Consider the following 20,291-nt stretch of genomic DNA (forward strand, 5'->3'; position numbering starts at 1 on the left):
ACTGTAATCAGACTTCTCACTATTTACTGCAAGTATAATAAAAATTTATGGCTAAAATCAGGCATAACAACATCCTGGATACAGTTGACTCTGTTCTCTCGGTTTCTAAGAAGAACGGAATAATCCATTTGCATGCTCAGGATGAAATGCTTACAGGGCAGCACCTGACCCTTAAAGGGCGAAAAGTTCTACACTTTGGTACCTGTGGTTACCTTGGGCTGGAGCATCATCCGGCTGTTAAAGAAGGCGCTATCGATGCTATCCAACGGTACGGAACCCAGTTCCCGATGTCGCGCACGTATGTTTCTAACCCACTATACGCCGAACTGGAGCATATGATACATACGATATATAACGCTCCGGCTGTGATCTCTAAAAACTGTACGCTCTCGCACCTTACCACTATTCCAAGTCTTATCCGCCAGTCTGACCTCGTAATTCTGGACCACCAGGTACACGCCAGCGTGCAGGAAGCCGTTAAGAAGCTGCTGAGCCAAGGCATTACAGTAGAGATGATACGGCACAATAACCTGGAGATGCTGGAAGACCGCATCCTGAAGCAGCGGAGCAAGTATGATCGCATCTGGTACATGGCCGACGGGGTATACTCCATGTATGGCGACTATGCGCCGGTGAAAGACCTGATTGCCCTTGCTGAAAAGTATGAACAGTTATACTTGTATGTAGATGATGCGCACGGTATGAGCTGGGCTGGCCAGAACGGGGCAGGGTACGTGATGAGCCAGATGGACAATAAGCTGTACCGCAAAATGGTACTGACAGCCAATTTGGGCAAGGCTTTCGGTGCCTGCGGTGGCCTGTCTATTTTCCCGAACGAGGAGTGGTACCATAAAGTGAACAACTTTGGAGGGCCGCTGACATTTTCGGTGCAGATTGAGCCTGCCACACTGGGCGCTGCCATTGCCTCTGCCAAAATTCATTTAAGCGATGAGATTTATACTTTGCAGGAAGAGCTGCAGCAGAAAATAGCCTATTTCAACTCATTACTGAAAAGCACAAACCTGCCGCTGGTGCATGAGTGCAACAGCCCGATCTTCTTTATCGGTACCGGCACCATGGACATGGGCAACTACCTGGTGCAGGCGCTGTTGGAAGATGGCATTTACGTAAACCTGGCTACTTTCCCAGCTGTGCCAACCAAAAACATAGGCGTGCGCATTACCATATCGCTGCACAATACTTATGAAGATATAGAACAACTGGTAGATTGCCTGCAGGCAAATTTTGCCAAGGCGCTGGAGGCCACAAACCAGACGCACGAGAAAATCCGCAAAGCCTTTAAAATGCCTGCTCCTGCTGTAGCAGCGCCGGTTCCTGCGCCTGCTCCGGCAACGGAGTGTGCATTAAAAATTAACACCTATACTTCTATAAAAGAGATTGAGCCGACCTTATGGGATAACTGCCTGGGCAAACGGGCAATGTTCGACTGGAATGGCATCAATTTTCTGGAAAAGGCCTTTAGCGGAAACGGAGCCGCGGAGCACGACTGGGACTTTAAGTACTACCAGGTGCAGGATGAGAAGGGGGATACGCTGCTGATGACATTTTTTGTAACAGCACTTTATAAAGAGGATATTTTCTCACGGGTTTCTGTATCCAAAGTGGTGGAGCAGGAGCGTGAGCTGAACCCGTACTACCTTACCTCCACAGGCATTATTATGGGGAGCCTTTTTACCGAGGGTAACCACATGTACCTGAACCGCCAGCACCCGGACTGGAAAAAGGCTTTCAAGCTGCTGCTGGAGGAGCTGTACCACGAACAGGAAAAAACTAACGCCAGCAACATTCTGCTCCGCGATTTTAATGCCGGTGATCTGGAGTTGGATGAATTTATGGTGGAGCAGGGGTTTGTGAAAGCTGATATGCCGGAGTCTTGCGTGGTGAATAGTTTAGGCTGGAACTCAGAAGCCGGTTTTATGGATACGCTCACCAAGGAGAGCCGAAGAAACTTTAGCCGCTACATAAAACGTTATGAAAAGTACTTTGATGTAGAAGTACGCAGCCAGCTACCGGAGGCGGAGCTTCAGCACGCCATCAGCCTGTTCCGGAATGTAAAGGAAAAAAACCTCGGTATAAATATTTTCCTATTCCCGGATAAAGTTTTTCAGGAGATGAACACTGATTCTCACTGGGAGTTTATTACCTTGAAGCTGAAAAAGGAGTTTGGCGGAACCGACATGCCTGTAGCGGTATGCTTTTGCCAGAAAAACTCAGCCAAAGTATACAGCTTTATGTTAACAGGCTTAGACTATGCATATACGCATACATATGGTGCTTACCGGCAGGCGCTTTACCAAATAGTGAAAAGAGCTAATGAATTAGGTTACGAAAAAGCTAACTTTGGCATATCGGCTACGCTGGAGAAAAAACGTGTGGGTGCAAGGCCTTATCCTATGGTAGCTTACCTGCAGGCAAAAGACAATTACACACTGGAGATGCTGGAAACAACCATCGCCATAGAAAAAGAATAAGAGGAAAAAAGTAGCGTGGAGATTCTCAAGCAACGAATAGAGGAAATCATTACTTTAATTGCAGAGGTGGCAAACGGAAACTTCGATTACCAAATCGAGGCTTCCGGCACCGGCGACGAACTCGATGCCCTGATTGAGGGCATCAGCATGCTTGGGCAAGAACTCAAAAACTCAACCGTTTCCCGCGATTTTATGCAGAGTATTTACCAAGGAGTGGTAGATATGCTGCTGGTGTTGAACACTGATTATACTATCCGCAACGTAAACGAGGCTTTTGAGGAGATAACAGGGTATAAAGAATCAGAACTGATAGGCAGGCATATCTCGGAGCTTTTCCAGCACAAGGAGGAGCAGGGGCTGCAGGAGATGCAGGCCAAGTTTGAGGAAAAAGGGAAATGCCTGAACGTGGAGCTTCTGTTAAAGCTAAACAAAGACGGGAAAATCCCTACTTCCTGCTCGCTGTCTTACTTAAGAAACAACAAGCAGGAAAAAGACGGCATCCTGATTATAGCCAAAGATATTACCGAGCTTAAGACAAAGGAGCGGGAACTGAAAGAGGCCAAAGAGAAGGCCGAGGCCGCAAACGAAGCGAAAAGCAGCTTCCTTTCCAGCATGAGCCACGAAATCAGGACACCGCTGAACGGAATTATGGGTTTTACCAGCATCCTGCGCGATACGGCCCTGAATGATACCCAGGCAAAGTATGTCAACCTGATCAAAACCTCAGGGATCAATCTCTCCAAACTGCTTAACGACATACTTGACCTGCACCGGATTGAACAGGACAAGATAGCCATAGAGACTATTCCGTTTGACTTGCGCGAAACCCTGGCCTCACACCTGGAGCCTTACAAGCACCTGGCGCAAGGCAAGCACCTCGCCTTTTCCTATACTTTTGATGAGCATGTACCGCAAGTGGTTATCGGGGATTCTGTACGGATAAGTCAGGTACTTGTAAACCTGATAAGCAATGCCATAAAGTTCACCGACACCGGAAGTATAAGAACACACTGCTTGCTGGAGTCTCAGGATAAGGAAACAGAATCTGTTGTGCTGAAATTCTCAGTAACAGACACCGGTGTAGGTATACCAGAGGATAAGCAGGGCATTGTATTTGACACGTTCACGCAATCAGACCAATCCACCACGCGTAAGTATGGCGGCTTCGGCCTGGGGTTGGCCATAAGCAAGAAACTGGTCAATCTGATGCACGGAGAAATTGGAGTGATTAGTCCGGTGGAAGGGCTGCCGGGGGGGGCAACAATCTGGTTTACTGTCAAGCTAAATGCTGTAACCAACGAAGAGGTTATGTTAGATGATGAGACTGATCCATCCTTTGCGTTGGACAAAAATTTAAAGGTGCTGGTGGTTGATGATAATGCCATTAATGTGATGCTGATGCAGTTGGTGTTGGAGGGCTTTGGTGCCCAGGTAACTACAGCCGAGGGCGGAGAAGAAGCGGTAAAGACTGCCTTATCAAATCCTTTCGACCTCATATTTATGGATATACAGATGCCAGATGTAGACGGACTGGAAGCAGCAGTCAGGTTACGGAAAGCCAACATTGAAAGCCCGATAATAGCCTTTTCAGCCAACGCTTATAAAGATGACATCGCTAAAAGTATAGCCGCCGGCATGAATGACCACTTATGCAAACCGTTTAATAACCGCGATTTAATAGCGTTGCTTAAAAAATGGGTGTAGCGGCAATATTTTAACATCTGCATTTTAAAGTATATGTTTCCGAAACAACTTACCCGCTGTTGCTGTACATAGAGCTGCTTATCTATAGTTTAGTTAATATATTTAAGCTAATATTTATTCAAGTTTAGACTTCTTTTTATATTCGGTTATAAGAATTAACAGCGTACGCAATATGTCAGACATGGTACTAGAAGCAGAGAATAAGACGAAGCTTTTTGAAGAGCTGGAGCAGGAACTGCAGGCAAACGGTTTTAACATAGCTAAACAAGACCGCTCACGCCCTTGGGGTGGTTTTTTTGTTATTGATGAGGCGCAGGCGCAGCGGTTTGCCGATATGTATTTCAACGGAATCTCTATAGATGACCTGAAAATTTCTGGCAAGCTGAGCCCGAAGATTTTGGTTGTGGCTCCGGAAAAAAGATTATCGTGGCAGTACCACCACCGCAGAGCCGAGATCTGGCGGGTTGTAACAGGTACGGTAGGCGTGGTTACCAGCAACACAGATGAGGAAGGCGAGCGTAAGACCTTGCAGCCCGGCGATCAGATTAAGTTAAAGCAAGGCGAGCGCCATCGCCTGGTAGGTTTAGAGAACTGGGGCGTATTAGCTGAAATCTGGCAGCATACAGATGCTAGCCAGCCATCTGATGAAGAAGATATTGTGCGGGTGCAGGACGACTTTGGACGTTAACCTGATCTAAATAAAATCAAAAAGGCCGCCACTGATATGCAGTAGCGGCCTTTTTGATTTTCAATTAACCTGTGTTTTCTGAAGATGGTCAGGCTTCTTTATTATCGTGGTTTTTCTTTTTGGAGAGTAGGCTGCCTAACAGCAAAGCGCTTATAGCTACCGCGCCCGTCAGAACTTCCTGGCGATGCAGGCTTAGCCATACTTGCGGGCTGGTGTAGGTAGACTGATCATCAAAAGTACCGTGAGCCCCATGATCACCGGGAATTGGCTCATATAGGTTATTCTTGCGGTTGGGGTCTTCTGGCTCATTTGTCTGCTGTCCCTTAAATCCATTTTTTGCCAATACGTAGTCAGCAAACCACGGTGCTATTTTGTTACCTATAATAGCTTGCAGGGTAGGGTAGCCTACACGGTATTCGCGGCGCTCATGCTCTGCAGCGTAAACAATTACCTCAGCGGCTACTTCAGGTTGATAAATAGCGCCCATTGGCCGTGGTTTGTTCGGAAGCCGTGACTTTACGAAACCGAACTGCGTGGTGTTCATAGCAGGCAGCTGCACCATTGTTATCTTTACATTGCTTTCATCATGCATCAGTTCGGTGCGCAGCGAATCATAGAAGCCTTGTATGGCGTGCTTTGCCCCACAGTAAGCCGACTGCAGCGGAATGCCCCGGTATGCCAGCGCGGAGCCGACCAATATAATAGAACCTCGGTCTCTGGGTAGCATGCGCTTTAGTGCGGAGAGGGTGCCGTAAACCTGGCCCAGGTAAGTTACATCAGTTACCCGTTTGTAATCTTCCGGCTGCATTTCCTTTACCGGGCTGAAAACGCTGTTCATGGCATTGTTTACCCAGACATCTATCTCACCCAATTCCTGCTCTATTTTAATGGCGGCATCTTCTACGGCCTGCGCATCAGCAACGTCAACCGGTACATATACCGCTTTGCGCCCCAGTTGCTCTATTTCGCGCTTGGCAGCTTCTAAGCCGTCTATGCCACGGGCCAGTAAACCCACGTCATACCCGTTTTTTGCAAACTCACGGGCGCAGGCGCGGCCTAAGCCAGCCGAGGCTCCTGTAATAACAACAACACCTTTGCGGCTATCGTCATGGTTGTTTTCATCAACTGTCATCTTCTGTATCTTAAATTTTTAGATTTCGCTTTTGCTGATGTTACGCCTGCTTACTTATCATTGTTATAAAACGGGAGGTCAGATGTTTTGGGGCGGCTTATAGTCTTGAACGTGAGGACAAGCAATGGTGAAGAGTAGCGGCGTGAATTTGAGTCTTTGCTTAAAACACAAAGAGCACCCATCAGGGGTGCTCTTGCACTTATTACGTTAAAATAAGCTGTCATACTTACTTCTCTTTCTCTTCCATTATCTGTCCGTTACGGTAGAGGCGGGTTTTAATTACTTTACCTTCAGGGTTGTGGTATTTCCAGGTGCCTGTCTCGCGGTTATTTCTGAATTGGCCCAGAACCTCTGTCTTGCCATCTTCGAAGTACGCCTTGTAAGGGCCAAAGCGCAGTCCATCTTTATGGTTTGTTTCGGATTTAAGCTTGCCGGAAAGGTGATAAGTATAACTGAGTCCAGTAATTTTCCCGTTCTCGTAAGTATGTTTCTCCTGCACCTGGCCGTTGTCGTGGTAAGTCAGTCGCTCGCCTGTTAGCTTATCTGCGCTATAGTTTTCGCTGAGCTGTACTGTTTTGCTTGGGGCATCAAAGTATACTTTCCAGTTGCCGTGCTTTTTTTTATCCTTTAGCTGCTCCTCGGCTCGCAAGTGTCCGCTTGGGTAGCAACGTAAAGTCTTCACCGTTGAGCCGTTGCCGCTGGTGCTAATTTCTTCCTTTACCTTTCCGTCCTCATAAAAATATTGTGCAGTGCCGTTTATCTCTCCGTTTTTATAGTTGATGATACTACGCGGCTGGCCGCTCTCAAAGTATGATTTGGCAGGACCATGCATTTTTCCGGCTATAAACTGGCCTTCGGTGCTCAGCTTACCGCTGCGGTAGTAGCTTTTGTAAACGCCTTGTTTTTCGCCGGCCACATTTTGCACCTCCGTCTGCACCTGCCCATTGTCGTAAAAGGTTTTGTAGGAGCCCTGCAGCATGCCATTGCTGTAGTTTGCTTCAGTTTCTGGGTTGCCGTTGGTGTAGTAGGTTTTTGCGGGGCCGTTTTGTTTGCTGTTGCGGTAGGTTATTTCAGATTTCAGCTTGCCCGATGGATAATACTCCCGCACGGCACCTTCCGGAAAACCACTTACAAACTCGGTCTCTCTCTGCAGTGAGCCATCCGCGTAAAAAGTCTTGTAGAGTTTGCTCTGTTGATCGTTCTCAAAATAACCTTCCTGCAGTAATTTGCCGTCCGGGCGATAGGCTTTAAAAGGCCCCTGCTTTACATCTTGCCTGTAAGTGAGCTGCAATTTAGGTTGGCCGCCAGGGTAGAACTCAGTGTACACGCTGTCCTTTTTTCCTTCTACAAATTTCACCAGCGCCTCCTGCTCACCGGTAGGGTAATAGCGTTTGTAATAACCCACAATGGCAGAGTCAGGGGTGATGGTATACTCTTCCTTTATCTGGGTGAAAGACTCGTCGTGGTAAGTAACAACTTGCTGCTGAGCCAGCGCTATACTTTGCACCAGGCCAAACGGGAGCAGTAATGCCAGGAGTTTACGCATGTGATTTAAATAATTTATACTTTATCAGAGTATGATGAATGTATATGGGCAAACAGGATTTATACTTGTTTCATTCCAAATACACTTATTGCCAAGTAATTCAGGAATAAACCTTTAGCTATATTTTCCCCCGAGTATGGGTTGCCACTGCTGGTTTCTCTCGTCCTGTACATCCTAAAAATCATGATCCAAAAAGAAAGCCTTACGCGTTAAACGTAAGGCTCCCCATAAATTATATGCCTGATGGCAAATTATACTTTCTCAATTACGATGGCAGATGCACCGCCGCCGCCGTTGCAGATACCAGTCACACCGATCTTACCGCCTTTTTTATCCAGCACATTACAAAGTGTAGTAACAATGCGGGCGCCGGAAGCTCCCAGCGGATGGCCAAGCGATACTGCGCCGCCAAACACGTTTACGTTTCCGCCTTCCAGGCCAAGCTTTTGGTTGTTGGCGATGGATACGACAGAGAATGCTTCGTTGATCTCGTAGAAATCTACCTCAGAAGCATCAACGCCAGCGTTTTTCAAAGCTTTAGGTATTGCCAGCGATGGCGTGGTAGTAAACCAGATTGGGTCCTGCTCCGCATCGGCAAAGCCACGGATTTTAGCGATTGGCTTCACGCCCAGTTCCTCGGCTTTCTCCTTACTCATCAGAAGAAGCGCAGCGGCTCCGTCGTTCAGGGTAGAGGCGTTGGCAGCTGTTACTGTACCGGCCTTGTCGAACACAGGGCGCAGGCCAGGTATTTTCTCAAAATTCACTTTAGAGAATTCCTCATCTTCAGAAACCGTAATCGGGTCTTTGCCACGCTGCGGAATTTCTACCGGCACGATCTCGTCTTTCAGTAAACCGGCTTTAGAAGCCTCGGCAACTTTTTTATATGAGCTGATGGCGTACTCATCCTGCATCTCACGCGTGATCTGCATTTCTTTGGCCGTGTTCTCTGCAGCGTTACCCATATGGAAGTCGTTGTAAACATCCCACAGGCCGTCTTTCATCAGTCCGTCAATCATCTGGCCGTGGCCTAACTTGGCACCAAAACGGGCTTTATCGAGGTAGTAAGGCACATTGCTCATACTTTCCATGCCGCCCGCCACAATCACATCCTTATGACCCAGCATAATAGCCTGCGCGGCAAACATGATGGCTTTAGAACCAGAGGCGCATACTTTGTTGATAGTAGTACACTCTACTTCATGGCCTAGTCCGGCAAATATAGCTGCCTGGCGTGCAGGTGCCTGGCCCACGTTAGCCGACAGCACGTTGCCCATTATTACTTCTTGTACTTCGTTTTTATCTACGCCGGCTTTTTCCAGGGCGCCTTTGATGGCTGCTGCGCCAAGCTGTGTAGCCGAAAGGCTAGCCAGCGCACCTCCAAAAGAACCGATCGGGGTACGAACCGCCGATATGATATATACTTCTTTCGTTTGCATAGTTTTAGTTTAACTTATTGGGTTTGGTTGTGAAGTTACAGTGATTTGCGCTCAAAACCAAACAAGCGTTAGCTTTCTGAATGTCCTGTCAGCAACTGTCTGCTGCGTGAATAATCCAGGCTTTTGTATTTACAATACGTTCAGTTGTACCATCTGTCTGCTAACATAGAATATAGATTTATTTTAAACCAGCCGGGTATTTAGCAGTCTAACCTCAACAGCGGCTGCACCTTTTGCAGATTATGCTTAACTTTAGTCTCAGTACTAACCTTATTTTCAATCAGTTTCACCCGACATGAAAAGACTTCTATGCCTGGCTGTGATCTTTAGCGCTGGCCTGCTACAGGCAGAGGCGCAACAGCAAACAGCTAAAAAAACACTTACCCATGATGTATACGATAGCTGGAATGCCCTGCACGGAGACAAAATCTCCAACAATGGCCAGTACGTGCTTTACAACATTGATCCGCAGGAGGGCGACGGCGACCTTTACATCCGCAACATAGCAAACAAGGCCACGGCAAAGTATAACCGCGGCACCAAAGCCAACTTTACGAACGATGACCAGTTTGCTGTTTTCCAGATTAAGCCGGAGCACCAGAAAGTACGCGCCCTTAAGCTGAAAAAGAAGAAAGGCGATGATCTGCCGAAAGACTCTTTGGCTATTGTGAAGCTGGAGGATATGAGTGTGGTGAAAATGCCGCGCGTAAAATCTTACAAGCTGCCGAAGGAGGGAAGCGGCTGGTTGGCGTACCAACTGGAGAAGCCGCTGTCTGACAAAAAAGAGGCTAAAAAAGATACTACAGCAGCAGCCGAAACTAAGGCTGAGGTAAAAAAAGCCTCTCCAAAGAAAAACAAAGACGCCAAAGGCACAGAGTTGGTGTTGCGCAACCTGAAAACAGGCCAGGAGCACCGCTTCTCACGTGTGGTAGATTATGCTTTTTCGGAGCAGGGCAACATGCTATACTTCGTGAAGGATGAGCTGGACTCGCTGCACCACGCCGGCGTGTTTGCTTTTAACACTGCCGAGCTGAAGGAAATGCCCATCGATACGGGCAAGGTAACTTACAAAGGCATCAGCACCGACAAAATTGGCAACCAGCTAGCCTACGTAGCCACTGCCGATACCCTGAATGCCGATATCCGCTACTTTAGCCTGAACTACTGGAACACCAAAACACGCAAAAACCAGACTCTGGCCGATACCGTGGCGAAGGGTATGCCACAGGATTGGATGGTGAGCGAGCACGGGAACCTGATTTTTTCTGAAGATGGCAAGCGCCTGTTCTTCGGCACGTTCCCGCGCCCGGTGCGCTACGAGAAAGATACCACACAGCTGGAGGAGGACAAAGTGAGCCTCGATATCTGGACCTACAAAGACCCGCTTATTCAGCCGATGCAGCTGAAGCAGAACGACCAAACGCTGAAGCGCTCTTTCCTGGCCATGTATGACCTTAAAAACGGTAAGATGCAGCAGCTGGCCACCCTGGAAATGCCTGATGTATACCTAGATGCCTATAAAACCGGCGATGTAGCGCTTGGCGTGAGCGACGAGAAGTATAAAATCACCATCGGTTATGACACACCCACTCGCAAAGACGCGTACCTGATCGACCTTAAAAAGGGAACGACCAAGCAGGTGCTGACTGAATCGAGAGGGAACCCGCGCCTATCGCCGATGGGTAAGTATGTATACTGGTACGAGCCGATGGACAGCAGCTGGCATACTATGAGCGCTAAAGGCGGCGACAACATCAACTTAACAAAAAAAGTTGGCGTGCCTTTTTATGATGAGGATTTTGATATGCCGATGCTTCCGGACGATTACGGTTTCGGGGGCTGGGTAGAGAACGATAGCTACCTGCTGGTATACGACAGACATGACATCTGGAAGCTGGACCCAGCAGGCAAGAAAGCAGCCGTAAACCTGACCGACAAGTATGGCCGCCAGAACAACCTGCGCCTGCGCTACGAGAAACTGGACCCGGAAGAAAAGTTTATACCTGGCAACGCGGAGCTATACATAAGCGGCTTTAACATCAACACCAAAGCTGACGGTTATTACAAAGATTACGTGGGCAAAGACCTGAAGCCAGAGAAACTGATCAGCTCCGACCATGGGTATGCATCGCTTAGCAAGGCGAAGAATGACAAGCTGGTTACCTTCCGCCGTGGCGATTTCAGAAACTACAACGATCTTTATACTTCTGACCTAAGCTTTGCCAACGTGCAGCAGCTGACGGACGCCAATCCGCAGGCAGCAGAGTATAAATGGGGAACAGTAGAGTTAGTAGATTGGAAATCTACGGATGGGATTCCGCTGCAGGGCCTGCTCTACAAGCCGGAGAATTTTGACCCGAACAAGAAGTACCCGATGATGGTGTATTTCTACGAGCGCTCTTCGGACCGTATGCACGCGCACCGAGCGCCTGCCCCGAGCGCCTCCACTATCAACATACCGCTGTTTGTAAGCAACGATTACCTCGTGTTTGTGCCAGATATTGTGTACCAGGACGGCTATCCGGGCGAGAGCGCCATGGACTGCATTATACCGGGTGTGCAGAAGCTGGTGCAGCAGGGTTTTGTGGATGATAGAAATATGGCGCTGCAAGGGCAGAGCTGGGGCGGTTATCAGATTGCTTACATGGTTACCCGCACCAACCTGTTTAAGGCGGCTATGGCCGGAGCCCCGGTTTCAAACATGACGAGTGCCTATGGTGGCATTAGATGGGGTACGGGCCTGAGCCGTCAGTTTCAGTACGAGCGCACGCAGAGCCGCATTGGCGGTACGCTTTGGGAGAAACCTATGCAGTATATTGAAAACTCGCCGCTGTTTTTTGCAGACCGAGTACAGACGCCGCTGCTGATCATGCATAACGATGCTGACGGAGCTGTGCCTTGGTACCAGGGTATTGAATACTTTATGGCGCTGCGCCGCCTGAACAAACCTGTCTGGATGCTGGTATACAACGGCGAGGAGCACAACCTGATGCAGCGTAAAAACCGCAAAGACTTATCGGTGCGCATGTCGCAGTTCTTTGACCATTACCTGAAAGGTGCTCCAGCGCCTGTTTGGATGGAGCAGGGTGTGCCATCGGTAGTGAAAGGTAAAAACTATGGCTTTGAGCTGGTAAGTGAGCCGGAGGTTGCCGGTGAGCTGCAGGAATAGTTATACTTAACAAGTAGCAGAAACGGGAGCAGGTAAATACCTGTTCCCGTTTTTTTATGGCAAATTATCCGCTTTGTGCCATACTTATAATCGATGATTTTTGAAAGTATGAACAAGTTCTGGAATGGTTCCATATGCTGAAAATAATTCCACATTTTGGAAAATAGTCTCTAAAACAGTCTTAGGCTGGGAATGGTATTTACAGCGTGTTGAATGTGAATTTGTATTGTTTTTCACCATAAAAAGTAAAAAGCTTTGAGATTGTAACATAAGCATCTCATCTTTTGATTATTGTAAGAAAGTATAATATAGAACGGCTTTTAATAATAGGATATTAATATTTGATTGTATTTCTGGTGCGATATTCATGAGGGTAGTCTTAGGTATTACTAAACCTCTCTATGAAACACCCTTACTTAGGCACTAGAATTCTTTCCAAAATGAAAAACTCGGCTTCGCCCTGCCCTGCTATGCTGCAGGCACCCAAGCAGAGAAGCTTCTCAGGCGTAGCTACTGTCTTTTGTGCTATATTCCTGATCCTGTTTACAGCGGGAGGCGCACAAGCACAAGTATGCGCTTCTCCTGGCAAGGACGGGGTGTTAACTAGCAGCGTAACGATGGTAAACACTTACTATCCGGGCACTGCTTTTGTGTCAGCTGGGGCAAACAAAAACATTGCCTTAGGAGCTACGCGCACAGAAACAGGCGTTACCTTTTCGCCAATAGCTAAAGGAGATCTGGTATTGATTATCCAGATGCAAGGAGCTGAAATCAACTCATCTAACTCAGATGCTTACGGTGATGGAGTTTCAGGAGGAGGAGCTCAAGGCAACTTGAACAATACAAACTTCACTGCCGGGCAATATGAGTACGCAGTTGCCTTGTCTGATGTGCCGCTTTCCGGTGGTACCCTTACAGTAGCCAGTTTGGTTAACTCTTATAGCAATGCCAATGCAACCACATCGCAAGGTCAGCTAAGGTATCAGGTTGTGCGTGTGCCGCAATATAGCTCTGTTACGCTTGGCGCAAACCTGACAAGCCCAGCCTGGAATGGAACAACAGGCGGTGTTGTAGCCATGGATGTTACAGGAAGGTTAAACTTTAACAGCAGAACGATTGATGTAAGCGGTAAAGGCTTTAGAGGTGGTGCAGGCAGAGCACTGAGCGGTTCTAGTGCTAGCGGCTTGTCAAACACAGACTTTAGAACTACATCTAACTTGGCCGCAAACGCTCAAAAGGGCGAAGGTACAGCAGGTACTCCTGCTTATGTAAACGACCAAGGAGTTTTGGTTAATACAGGTGTAGAAGGTTACCCTAACGGAAGTATGGGACGTGGTGCGCCTGGTAACGCTGGCGGCGGCGGTACAGACGGCAGGCCAAGCGCAAACGACCAGAACGCTGGCGGCGGCGGCGGCGCTAACGGCGGGGCTGGTGGATTAGGTGGTAATTCGTGGAGTTCTAACCTTGCTGTTGGTGGCTACGGTGGCGCTGCTTTTGCACAAGCAGCGGCAATAAGATTGATAATGGGCGGCGGCGGCGGTGCCGGCACCACAAACAACGCCACCGGTACTCCAAATAACGGCTTTGCCAGTAGCGGTGCTGCCGGTGGAGGTATCGTGTTTGTGCGGGCTGGTTCAGTAACAGGTACAGGTACTGTTAATGCTAGCGGTGCATCTGCCAACAACACTGTTGCCAATGACGGTAGCGGTGGCGGCGGTGCAGGAGGCAGCGTTCTGATTACTGCAACCAGCGGCTTGAGCAGCATTGCTGTAAATGTTGCAGGTGGCAACGGTGGTACTAACACGGGAGGTGACTCAAACCATGGTCCTGGCGGCGGCGGCGGCGGCGGCGTAGTATACGCGAACGGCAATCTAAACTCAGCTAACATTACTGCAGGGGCTGCCGGAAGAACCTTTAACAATACCTCATTTGGTGCTTTAAACGGTAGCAATGGTAAAGTAATCCAGAACGTAAGCCTTGCCACGCTAACCAACTCTGCTTCTGGAGCTGCCTGCTTGCCAAACCTTACAGTAACTAAAACTACAAGCACGCCGCTGCTGGCACGTACGGCAGGCAGCGCCATTACTGCTGATTATGCTATCACGGTAACTAATACTGGTGGTGCGGCCCAAGGGATAACTATCCAGGATGTATTGCCTTCAGGATTCTCATTTGACTCACACCTGTCTTTTGCAGGAAGCGGTTATTCGTTTGACAATGGCGGTAATGCTACAACAGGTGCCGTAAGCGCCAGTTCAACACATACAAACGCAGGCACTACTACAGTAACGTACAGCAGCTTTACGATTAACTCAGGGGGCAGCTTAACAATACACTTCAAGGTAAACGTGCCATCCTCTGTAGCAGACGGAACATACCAAAACCCGGCTACTGTCACTTACCTGGACCCTACACGCTCTACGGCAACCCTTAAAATCGCACCTGGCGGAAGCTACCAAACCACTTCCTCTGCTGCTACGGCAGGCGGTTCTAACTATGCATCCTCATCAAGTACAGGAGAGGACGTGACGGTGAATACAAGGCCAACAACTGATGCTAAAAGCATCGCCAACATCCCGAATACGGCATCTTATACTTCTATACCTGCTTTTTCCGGCGCTGATACTGCCCCTGGCACTGTTACCAAATACGTTATTAAATCTATTTCAGGAACTGCAGCACAGGGAACGCTCTACAAAGGCACAACAGCTTTAACTGTGGGCAACGAGGTACTAGCATCTGAGGTGAGCAGCCTACGGTTTCTGCCAAACGGTGGCACAGGTAACTTTGTGTTCACTTATGCGGCTGTAGACAACCAGGGCGCCGAAGATGCAACACCTGATACTTATACTATCGGACTTGTGGGAGATAACGCTGCTGTGTACTCTGCACCTAACACCTATGCTAAAATGGCCGTGGCAAACGGTAGCGTGGTGGCCACGGTAACTGACGCTGACGGAGCTGTTACAAATGCCACTGTGGCTGGTGCGGCACTTCCGAGCTTCCTGACATTAAATGCCACTAGCGGTGCTATTTCGGTAAACAGTGGGGCAGTGGTGAGCGGCACCTATACTACCAGCGTTAGAATAATAGATGCAAAAGGCGGCATTTCTACCGTGCCAGTTACGATTACTATAACTGATGATAAGTTTCAGGCGAGCGGCACAGCTACAAGAACCGCGGAGAACTGCTACCAACTTACAACAGCTACTGCTAACCAACAGGGGCAGGTGTGGAGTGTATCTACTATCGACCTGAGCAAGTCTTTTGAGATAACCTTCAATATCAACCTTGGCAATAATGACAATGGAGCTGACGGTGTTGCGTTTGGATTTCAGCGAGTGGCAACTAACCCGGTTTATACATCGGGTAGCGGCGGCGGCGGGCTAGGCTTCTCGGGAATAACTCCTTCTGTGGGAATTGAGTTTGATACCTACCAGAATGGCAGCGACCCGGCTGAAGACCACCTCAACTTCTTCCTGAATGGTAACCTTGGCACTCCTGTAACTGCTCAAGTGCAGATGAGTAACGCAAACGCTAACACTGAAGACGGTAAAGACCACGCAGTGAAGGTAATCTGGGTGAAGGAGACGAACACAATGGCCGTATACTTTGACGGTGTTCTACGCTCAAGCTATACTTCAGATATTATAAAGCAGGTTTTTGGAAGCAACCCTAATGTATACTTCGGCTTTACGGGCAGCACAGGAGGCGCTGTAAACAACCAATCGGTTTGCCAGATAAAGTATAACATGGCGCCTGAGGCTACTGATCTTACACGTAATAACTCGGTATCAAGCAGCGCTAACAACGATTCAAATTTAAATCCGAACGTAACGGGTACTGATCCGGATGGCGGAAGCCTTTCTTTCTTCCGACTGACCACGCTGCCTGCTGTTGGCGTGCTGAAGGTAAACGGAGAAGAAGCAACGTTAGGTGTTAACTATGCCTGGAGTTTAGCCAATGCGCTACAGTACAACCCACAGGGCAATGCTACAAGCAATGTGACTTTTACCTACACTGTTATAGATGCGGATGGAGCAGAAGATAGCACGCCAGCTACCTATACCATACCTGTTAATATGGCACCAAAGGCTGTAGCCGTGACAAACCCGGTATTGCTTAACACTGCTGCCGCAACGCTTCTAACACCTTTGGAGGCAACAGACGCTGACGGAACTATTCAGGACTTCCAGATCCGGAGGCTACCGACAGCAAGTGAAGGAGTATTGTATGTAAACGGCGAACCTGTAACAAGTACAGGCACCCGTTACCCGTGGTCATCCAGAGGCCTGTTGAGCTTTGACCCAGCACCTGGTAACCTGAACGATGTGAGACTTAATTTCAGAGTAAGAGATAATGAGGGTTTAACTAGTACTACGGCTGCAATCACCATCCCTATAAACGGGGAGCCTGTTGCCATTGATCAGACTAATACGGTGGCTTTGGCAAATGGAGCAGCAGCTACAAAGTTAGACGCTCTCAACGGTTTAGATTCTGATGGTACTGTTTCTTCTTTCAGGTTCGCTGCATTGCCAAGTGCTGCACAAGGTGTGCTGTATGTCGATAACGAACCTGCTGATCTTACCACCGCCTATCCGTGGGCAGCGGCCAGCAAAGTATACTTTGATCCGGCTGTAGCTAACCTGGCAAACGTAACGTTCCGCTACATCATCAGAGACAATGAGAACGCTGAAGACAGCTCACCGGCTGTTTTCACGATCAGAATTGCACAAGACTGGGATGCGGATGGCGTTACTGATGCAGAAGATCTGGATGATGATAACGATGGTATTCCGGACACGCTGGAAGGCAACGGAGATAAAGACGGCGACGGTATCATCAACTCCCTTGACCTGGACTCAGACGGCGACGGAATTCTGGATGCTGTGGAGGCTAACAAAGGTGTAGTGCCTGCTGCTGCTATTTTCAGCTTAGAAACTGGTCGTTATACTTCAGCGGTTGGGGCAAACGGTCTTGTAGATGTGCTGGAGACAACACCGGGCTCAGGCAACATTAACTATACTTTGCCAGATACAGACGGTGATAAACTGCATGATTTCTTGGATATTGATGCTGACAACGATGGCATACTGGATAATGTAGAGGCGCAGCTCCTGAACTCCAGAGTAGTAAAATCTGGTGCAGATGCTGATGGCGACGGTATTGACAATGCGTTTGACCTGACCTGCGGATGCAGCACCAACGGCGTAGCGCTTGTGCCTGTAAACACAGATGGCGACGCGTTGCCTGACTATTTAGATCTGGATAGCGATAACGATGAAACGCCAGATGAACACGAAGCGCACGACACAAACGATAACGGCGACTCAGCAGATGATTTGAAACTGCTAGCCGAGCAGTTCTGGGCACGAGCCCTTGGAAATAGTAAGAATTACTATGCAGCCAACGGCCAGAAGTATGAGTGGCTTGCAGATGGAGACAACAACCGTGTGACAGATTACCTACAGTTCGGGTCTATGCATTACTACGATTCAGATAATGACGGCCTTGTTGACTTATTCGATGCGGATAGCTACGGACAGGAAACTGCAGCAAACCCATCCTTCCGTGATGCAGGAACTATAACACCGCTTCCTGTTACGCTGATCAGCTTTACGGCACAGGCGCAAAACGGAGGCGTGCTTCTGAAGTGGGCCACAGCCACAGAGCTTTCAAATGATTACTTTATAGTGGAGCGTAGCATAAATGGCAGAACATTTGAGGAGGTAAGCAGAGTAAAAGGGGCAGGCAGCAGCAGTGTGCGTTTAGATTACTCCCTGCTAGACAGCAAAGCTCCGGCTGGTGTTGTATACTACCGCCTGAAGCAGGTGGACTTCGATGGTCAGTTTGAGTACAGCAGAGTTGCCATGGTGCGTGTGCAGGAAACGGCCGCACCAGTTGTAAAACTTTATCCTAACCCGGCTGTAAGCACCGTAAATTTAGACATGACTACCTTGCCTGATGCCGTTTACAGAGTGCGCATTGTAAGTATGGATGGGCGAGTGCTAAGGGAATTAAACATAGAGGGCCGTAAAATAGAGCAGCTAGATATTAACCAGCTGCCAAGCGGCAACTACCTGCTGCAGGTGCAGGGGGCGCAGTTCGCCAAGTCCCTGAAGCTGATAAAGCAATAAGTTTTTAAGTTGAAAGAAAGGGCTCTGTTGATGACAGAGCCCTTTCTTTGTTTTAGCAGTATCCATCCAAGCTCTCGAGCGGTTGCGTGGTGCGTGCAAACTGGCCGGTGCCGAAGGCTACTTCTTTGCCGCGCTCGTTGTAGAGGGTAGCTTCCGCTATAAACAGGTTCTTGCTTTGGGAGCGCAGCGTGCCTACTGCCTTTAGCATGCCGCTTGCAACAGGCCTCACCAGGTTTAGCTGAAAAGACGCTGTTACGATAAACACATCCTGTACCACAGAGGCAACCGCAAAGTAGGAGGCATCATCAAGTAGTTTAAAGTATACTGCGCCATGAATGGCATTAGCGCCGTGGTAGTATTTTTCCTGAATGGGTAGCGTAATCTCGGCGCTGCTGTGGCTGACCTGAATGCTGCTGCCGTTAAAAAGCTCCTGCACCTTTGCCTTGTGGTACAGCCGCTCCAGCCGCCGGAAATGTTCTTCGTGTTGCATCTGGCAAGTATAAGTATAAATCAGTAAATGGCTGAGCCAACCAAGTACAAAACCAAATGAGAAGTGCGCTTATCTCCTTTTGTAATCACCCGGTACAAGTATACTTGGATAAGAAGAAGCTATCAAACAAACTCCTCCCACCGGTATTTATACTTTCTCCTGCATACAACTTGGCCTATAAAGTATGGGAATGTATACTCCCGGATATCAAACCATAAAAAAAGCCCGGCTTTGCGGGCCGGGCGTTCATGTATTCACCAATAAGTTGTAGTATTAGCAGTGTGTAGATGCAGCCACATCTTTGTTGTAATGCACGAAAAAGTTAAACCATATCGCCCGCGCCATCCTGAAAATGAAAGGATAAAAGAGCAACAGCGCAACGCTAAGAGAACCTAAAAACCAGAACATGGTAACCTCTGGCAACAGCACATTTAAGGCAACCAGAATGGTGATAACCATGGCAGTGGTAATGCCATAGCTCACGTACATGGCACCGTAATAAAAGCCCGGCTCCGGCTCATAGCGCTGGTGGCAGCAGGGGCAGTCTTCAGGCATCTGACCGAATTTAGTGTAACTCCAGCCTTTGTAAGTAAAAAGATCTCCCTTGTGGCACTTGGGGCATTTATACTTCAGGATACTGTATAGTTTTGAACCTTCGCTTAGCATGATGATTTTATTTTTTTTATCTGATGCAAAAGTACCGCCTGCCGCTATTTATACATGGCACAAAAGCTGCGCCGCATGGTACAAATGCTTTACCTGTGTTTATACGGCCATAGTGGGCTTGGCTATCATGCGTTTTTTTACGGACGCTACGTTTATGCCGGCAGCTTCCATTTTTAAGACTGCCTGCGCCTCAATAAGCTCTTTTAACTGCTGCAGGCAGGAGTCAAACTCTGTGTGGCGGCCCATCAGGAAAACAAACTCCTGCTCAATCTCCAGCCAGGTGTTTATGTCGGCCTGGTTGTGCTGTATCTGTACCTCCAGCTTATCCAGTGCGTTGGCTACGCGCGCCTCATAGGTAAGTTTATCCTCAAACTCGTGCCAAAGCTCATACACGTGCTGGCCCAGGCCGTTGCCCAAAGTATCGCGCAGGTTTTCGATTGCTTTCAGCTCCCGCTGGCGCTTCTGCTCTTTCAGGGCTGTGGTGTTTACCTCGAAGGCCGGCACGTCGCCTGCCTCTGCCTCAACCAGATCATGCACAATCACCATTTTTAAAGTATGAGCTACGTTTATTTCGTTGTCCAGGTAAGGCTCCAGCAGCACAACCATCAGCGACATGCGCCACGTATGCTCCGCCACGCTCTCCTGCCTGCCGTTAGACAGCCAACTGTGGCGCAATTCATACTTCAGTTTCTCGGCAAGGTGGAGCACCTCTAACACGCTTTTTAGTTCTTCTTTCATACTTGTGTTTTGTAGTTGCTGATGCCAGTGCGGTTATAGTTATTGCAGCTATGGCAAAGTTATGAAAAACAGCGGTTAACCTCTTGCAAAAGT

General features: G+C 48.4%; 11 protein-coding genes. 5 read left to right on the forward strand and 6 right to left on the reverse strand.

The genetic code is table 11. The features are described 5' to 3' along the window. Positions 1 to 47: 47 nt before the first annotated feature. The 3 genes from Q1B04_RS00460 (at position 48) to Q1B04_RS00470 (ending at position 4,884) form a co-directional block, all read left to right on the forward strand. Positions 48 to 2,492, forward strand: a complete 2,445-nt coding sequence (locus tag Q1B04_RS00460; protein WP_299754276.1) for an aminotransferase class I/II-fold pyridoxal phosphate-dependent enzyme — start codon at positions 48 to 50, stop codon at positions 2,490 to 2,492. 15 nt (positions 2,493 to 2,507) lie between these two features. After that, positions 2,508 to 4,196, forward strand: a complete 1,689-nt coding sequence (locus tag Q1B04_RS00465) for a response regulator (RefSeq protein WP_299754278.1) — start codon at positions 2,508 to 2,510, stop codon at positions 4,194 to 4,196. 181 nt (positions 4,197 to 4,377) lie between these two features. Next, positions 4,378 to 4,884, forward strand: coding sequence for a phosphoheptose isomerase (locus Q1B04_RS00470; RefSeq protein WP_299754280.1), 507 nt, complete (start codon positions 4,378 to 4,380; stop codon positions 4,882 to 4,884). 88 nt (positions 4,885 to 4,972) lie between these two features. On the opposite strand, the gene Q1B04_RS00475 is transcribed toward Q1B04_RS00470, so the two are convergent. From Q1B04_RS00475 to Q1B04_RS00485, 3 genes are all read right to left on the reverse strand, one after another. Further along, on the reverse strand, positions 4,973 to 6,016 hold the full coding sequence (locus Q1B04_RS00475) for an SDR family oxidoreductase (protein ID WP_299754282.1): 1,044 nt from the start codon (positions 6,014 to 6,016) through the stop codon (positions 4,973 to 4,975). A gap of 226 nt (positions 6,017 to 6,242) precedes the next feature. Then, positions 6,243 to 7,562 carry a toxin-antitoxin system YwqK family antitoxin gene (locus Q1B04_RS00480; protein WP_299754284.1) on the reverse strand — a complete coding sequence of 440 codons (1,320 nt, stop codon included), beginning with the start codon at positions 7,560 to 7,562 and terminating at the stop codon, positions 6,243 to 6,245. 251 nt (positions 7,563 to 7,813) lie between these two features. Continuing rightward, a complete protein-coding gene (locus tag Q1B04_RS00485) occupies positions 7,814 to 8,998 on the reverse strand; it encodes an acetyl-CoA C-acyltransferase (protein ID WP_299754286.1) in 1,185 nt (394 codons plus the stop codon). A 295-nt stretch (positions 8,999 to 9,293) separates the two neighbouring features. Between Q1B04_RS00485 and Q1B04_RS00490 the strand changes: the two genes are divergently transcribed. Continuing rightward, positions 9,294 to 12,167 (forward strand): prolyl oligopeptidase family serine peptidase, encoded by a 2,874-nt coding sequence (locus tag Q1B04_RS00490; protein ID WP_299754288.1) that lies wholly within the window; start codon positions 9,294 to 9,296, stop codon positions 12,165 to 12,167. 401 nt (positions 12,168 to 12,568) lie between these two features. Then, on the forward strand, positions 12,569 to 18,304 hold the full coding sequence (locus Q1B04_RS00495; protein ID WP_299754290.1) for a T9SS type A sorting domain-containing protein: 5,736 nt from the start codon (positions 12,569 to 12,571) through the stop codon (positions 18,302 to 18,304). A 52-nt stretch (positions 18,305 to 18,356) separates the two neighbouring features. On the opposite strand, the gene Q1B04_RS00500 is transcribed toward Q1B04_RS00495, so the two are convergent. The 3 genes from Q1B04_RS00500 to Q1B04_RS00510 all read right to left on the reverse strand — a co-directional run bounded on the left by Q1B04_RS00500 (position 18,357) and on the right by Q1B04_RS00510 (position 20,198). Next, positions 18,357 to 18,794 carry a PaaI family thioesterase gene (locus tag Q1B04_RS00500; protein WP_299754292.1) on the reverse strand — a complete coding sequence of 146 codons (438 nt, stop codon included), beginning with the start codon at positions 18,792 to 18,794 and terminating at the stop codon, positions 18,357 to 18,359. A 273-nt stretch (positions 18,795 to 19,067) separates the two neighbouring features. Continuing rightward, positions 19,068 to 19,460: a DUF983 domain-containing protein gene (locus tag Q1B04_RS00505; RefSeq protein ID WP_299754294.1), complete on the reverse strand. Its 393-nt coding sequence runs from the start codon at positions 19,458 to 19,460 to the stop codon at positions 19,068 to 19,070. 99 nt (positions 19,461 to 19,559) lie between these two features. Continuing rightward, the gene (locus Q1B04_RS00510; protein ID WP_299754296.1) at positions 19,560 to 20,198 is read right to left on the reverse strand and encodes an HD domain-containing protein; all 639 of its coding nucleotides are present in this window, start codon (positions 20,196 to 20,198) and stop codon (positions 19,560 to 19,562) included. Positions 20,199 to 20,291: the final 93 nt, after the last annotated feature.

The sequence above is a fragment of the uncultured Pontibacter sp. genome, from assembly GCF_947495565.1.
In the GTDB taxonomy this organism is placed as follows: Bacteria; Bacteroidota; Bacteroidia; order Cytophagales; family Hymenobacteraceae; genus Pontibacter.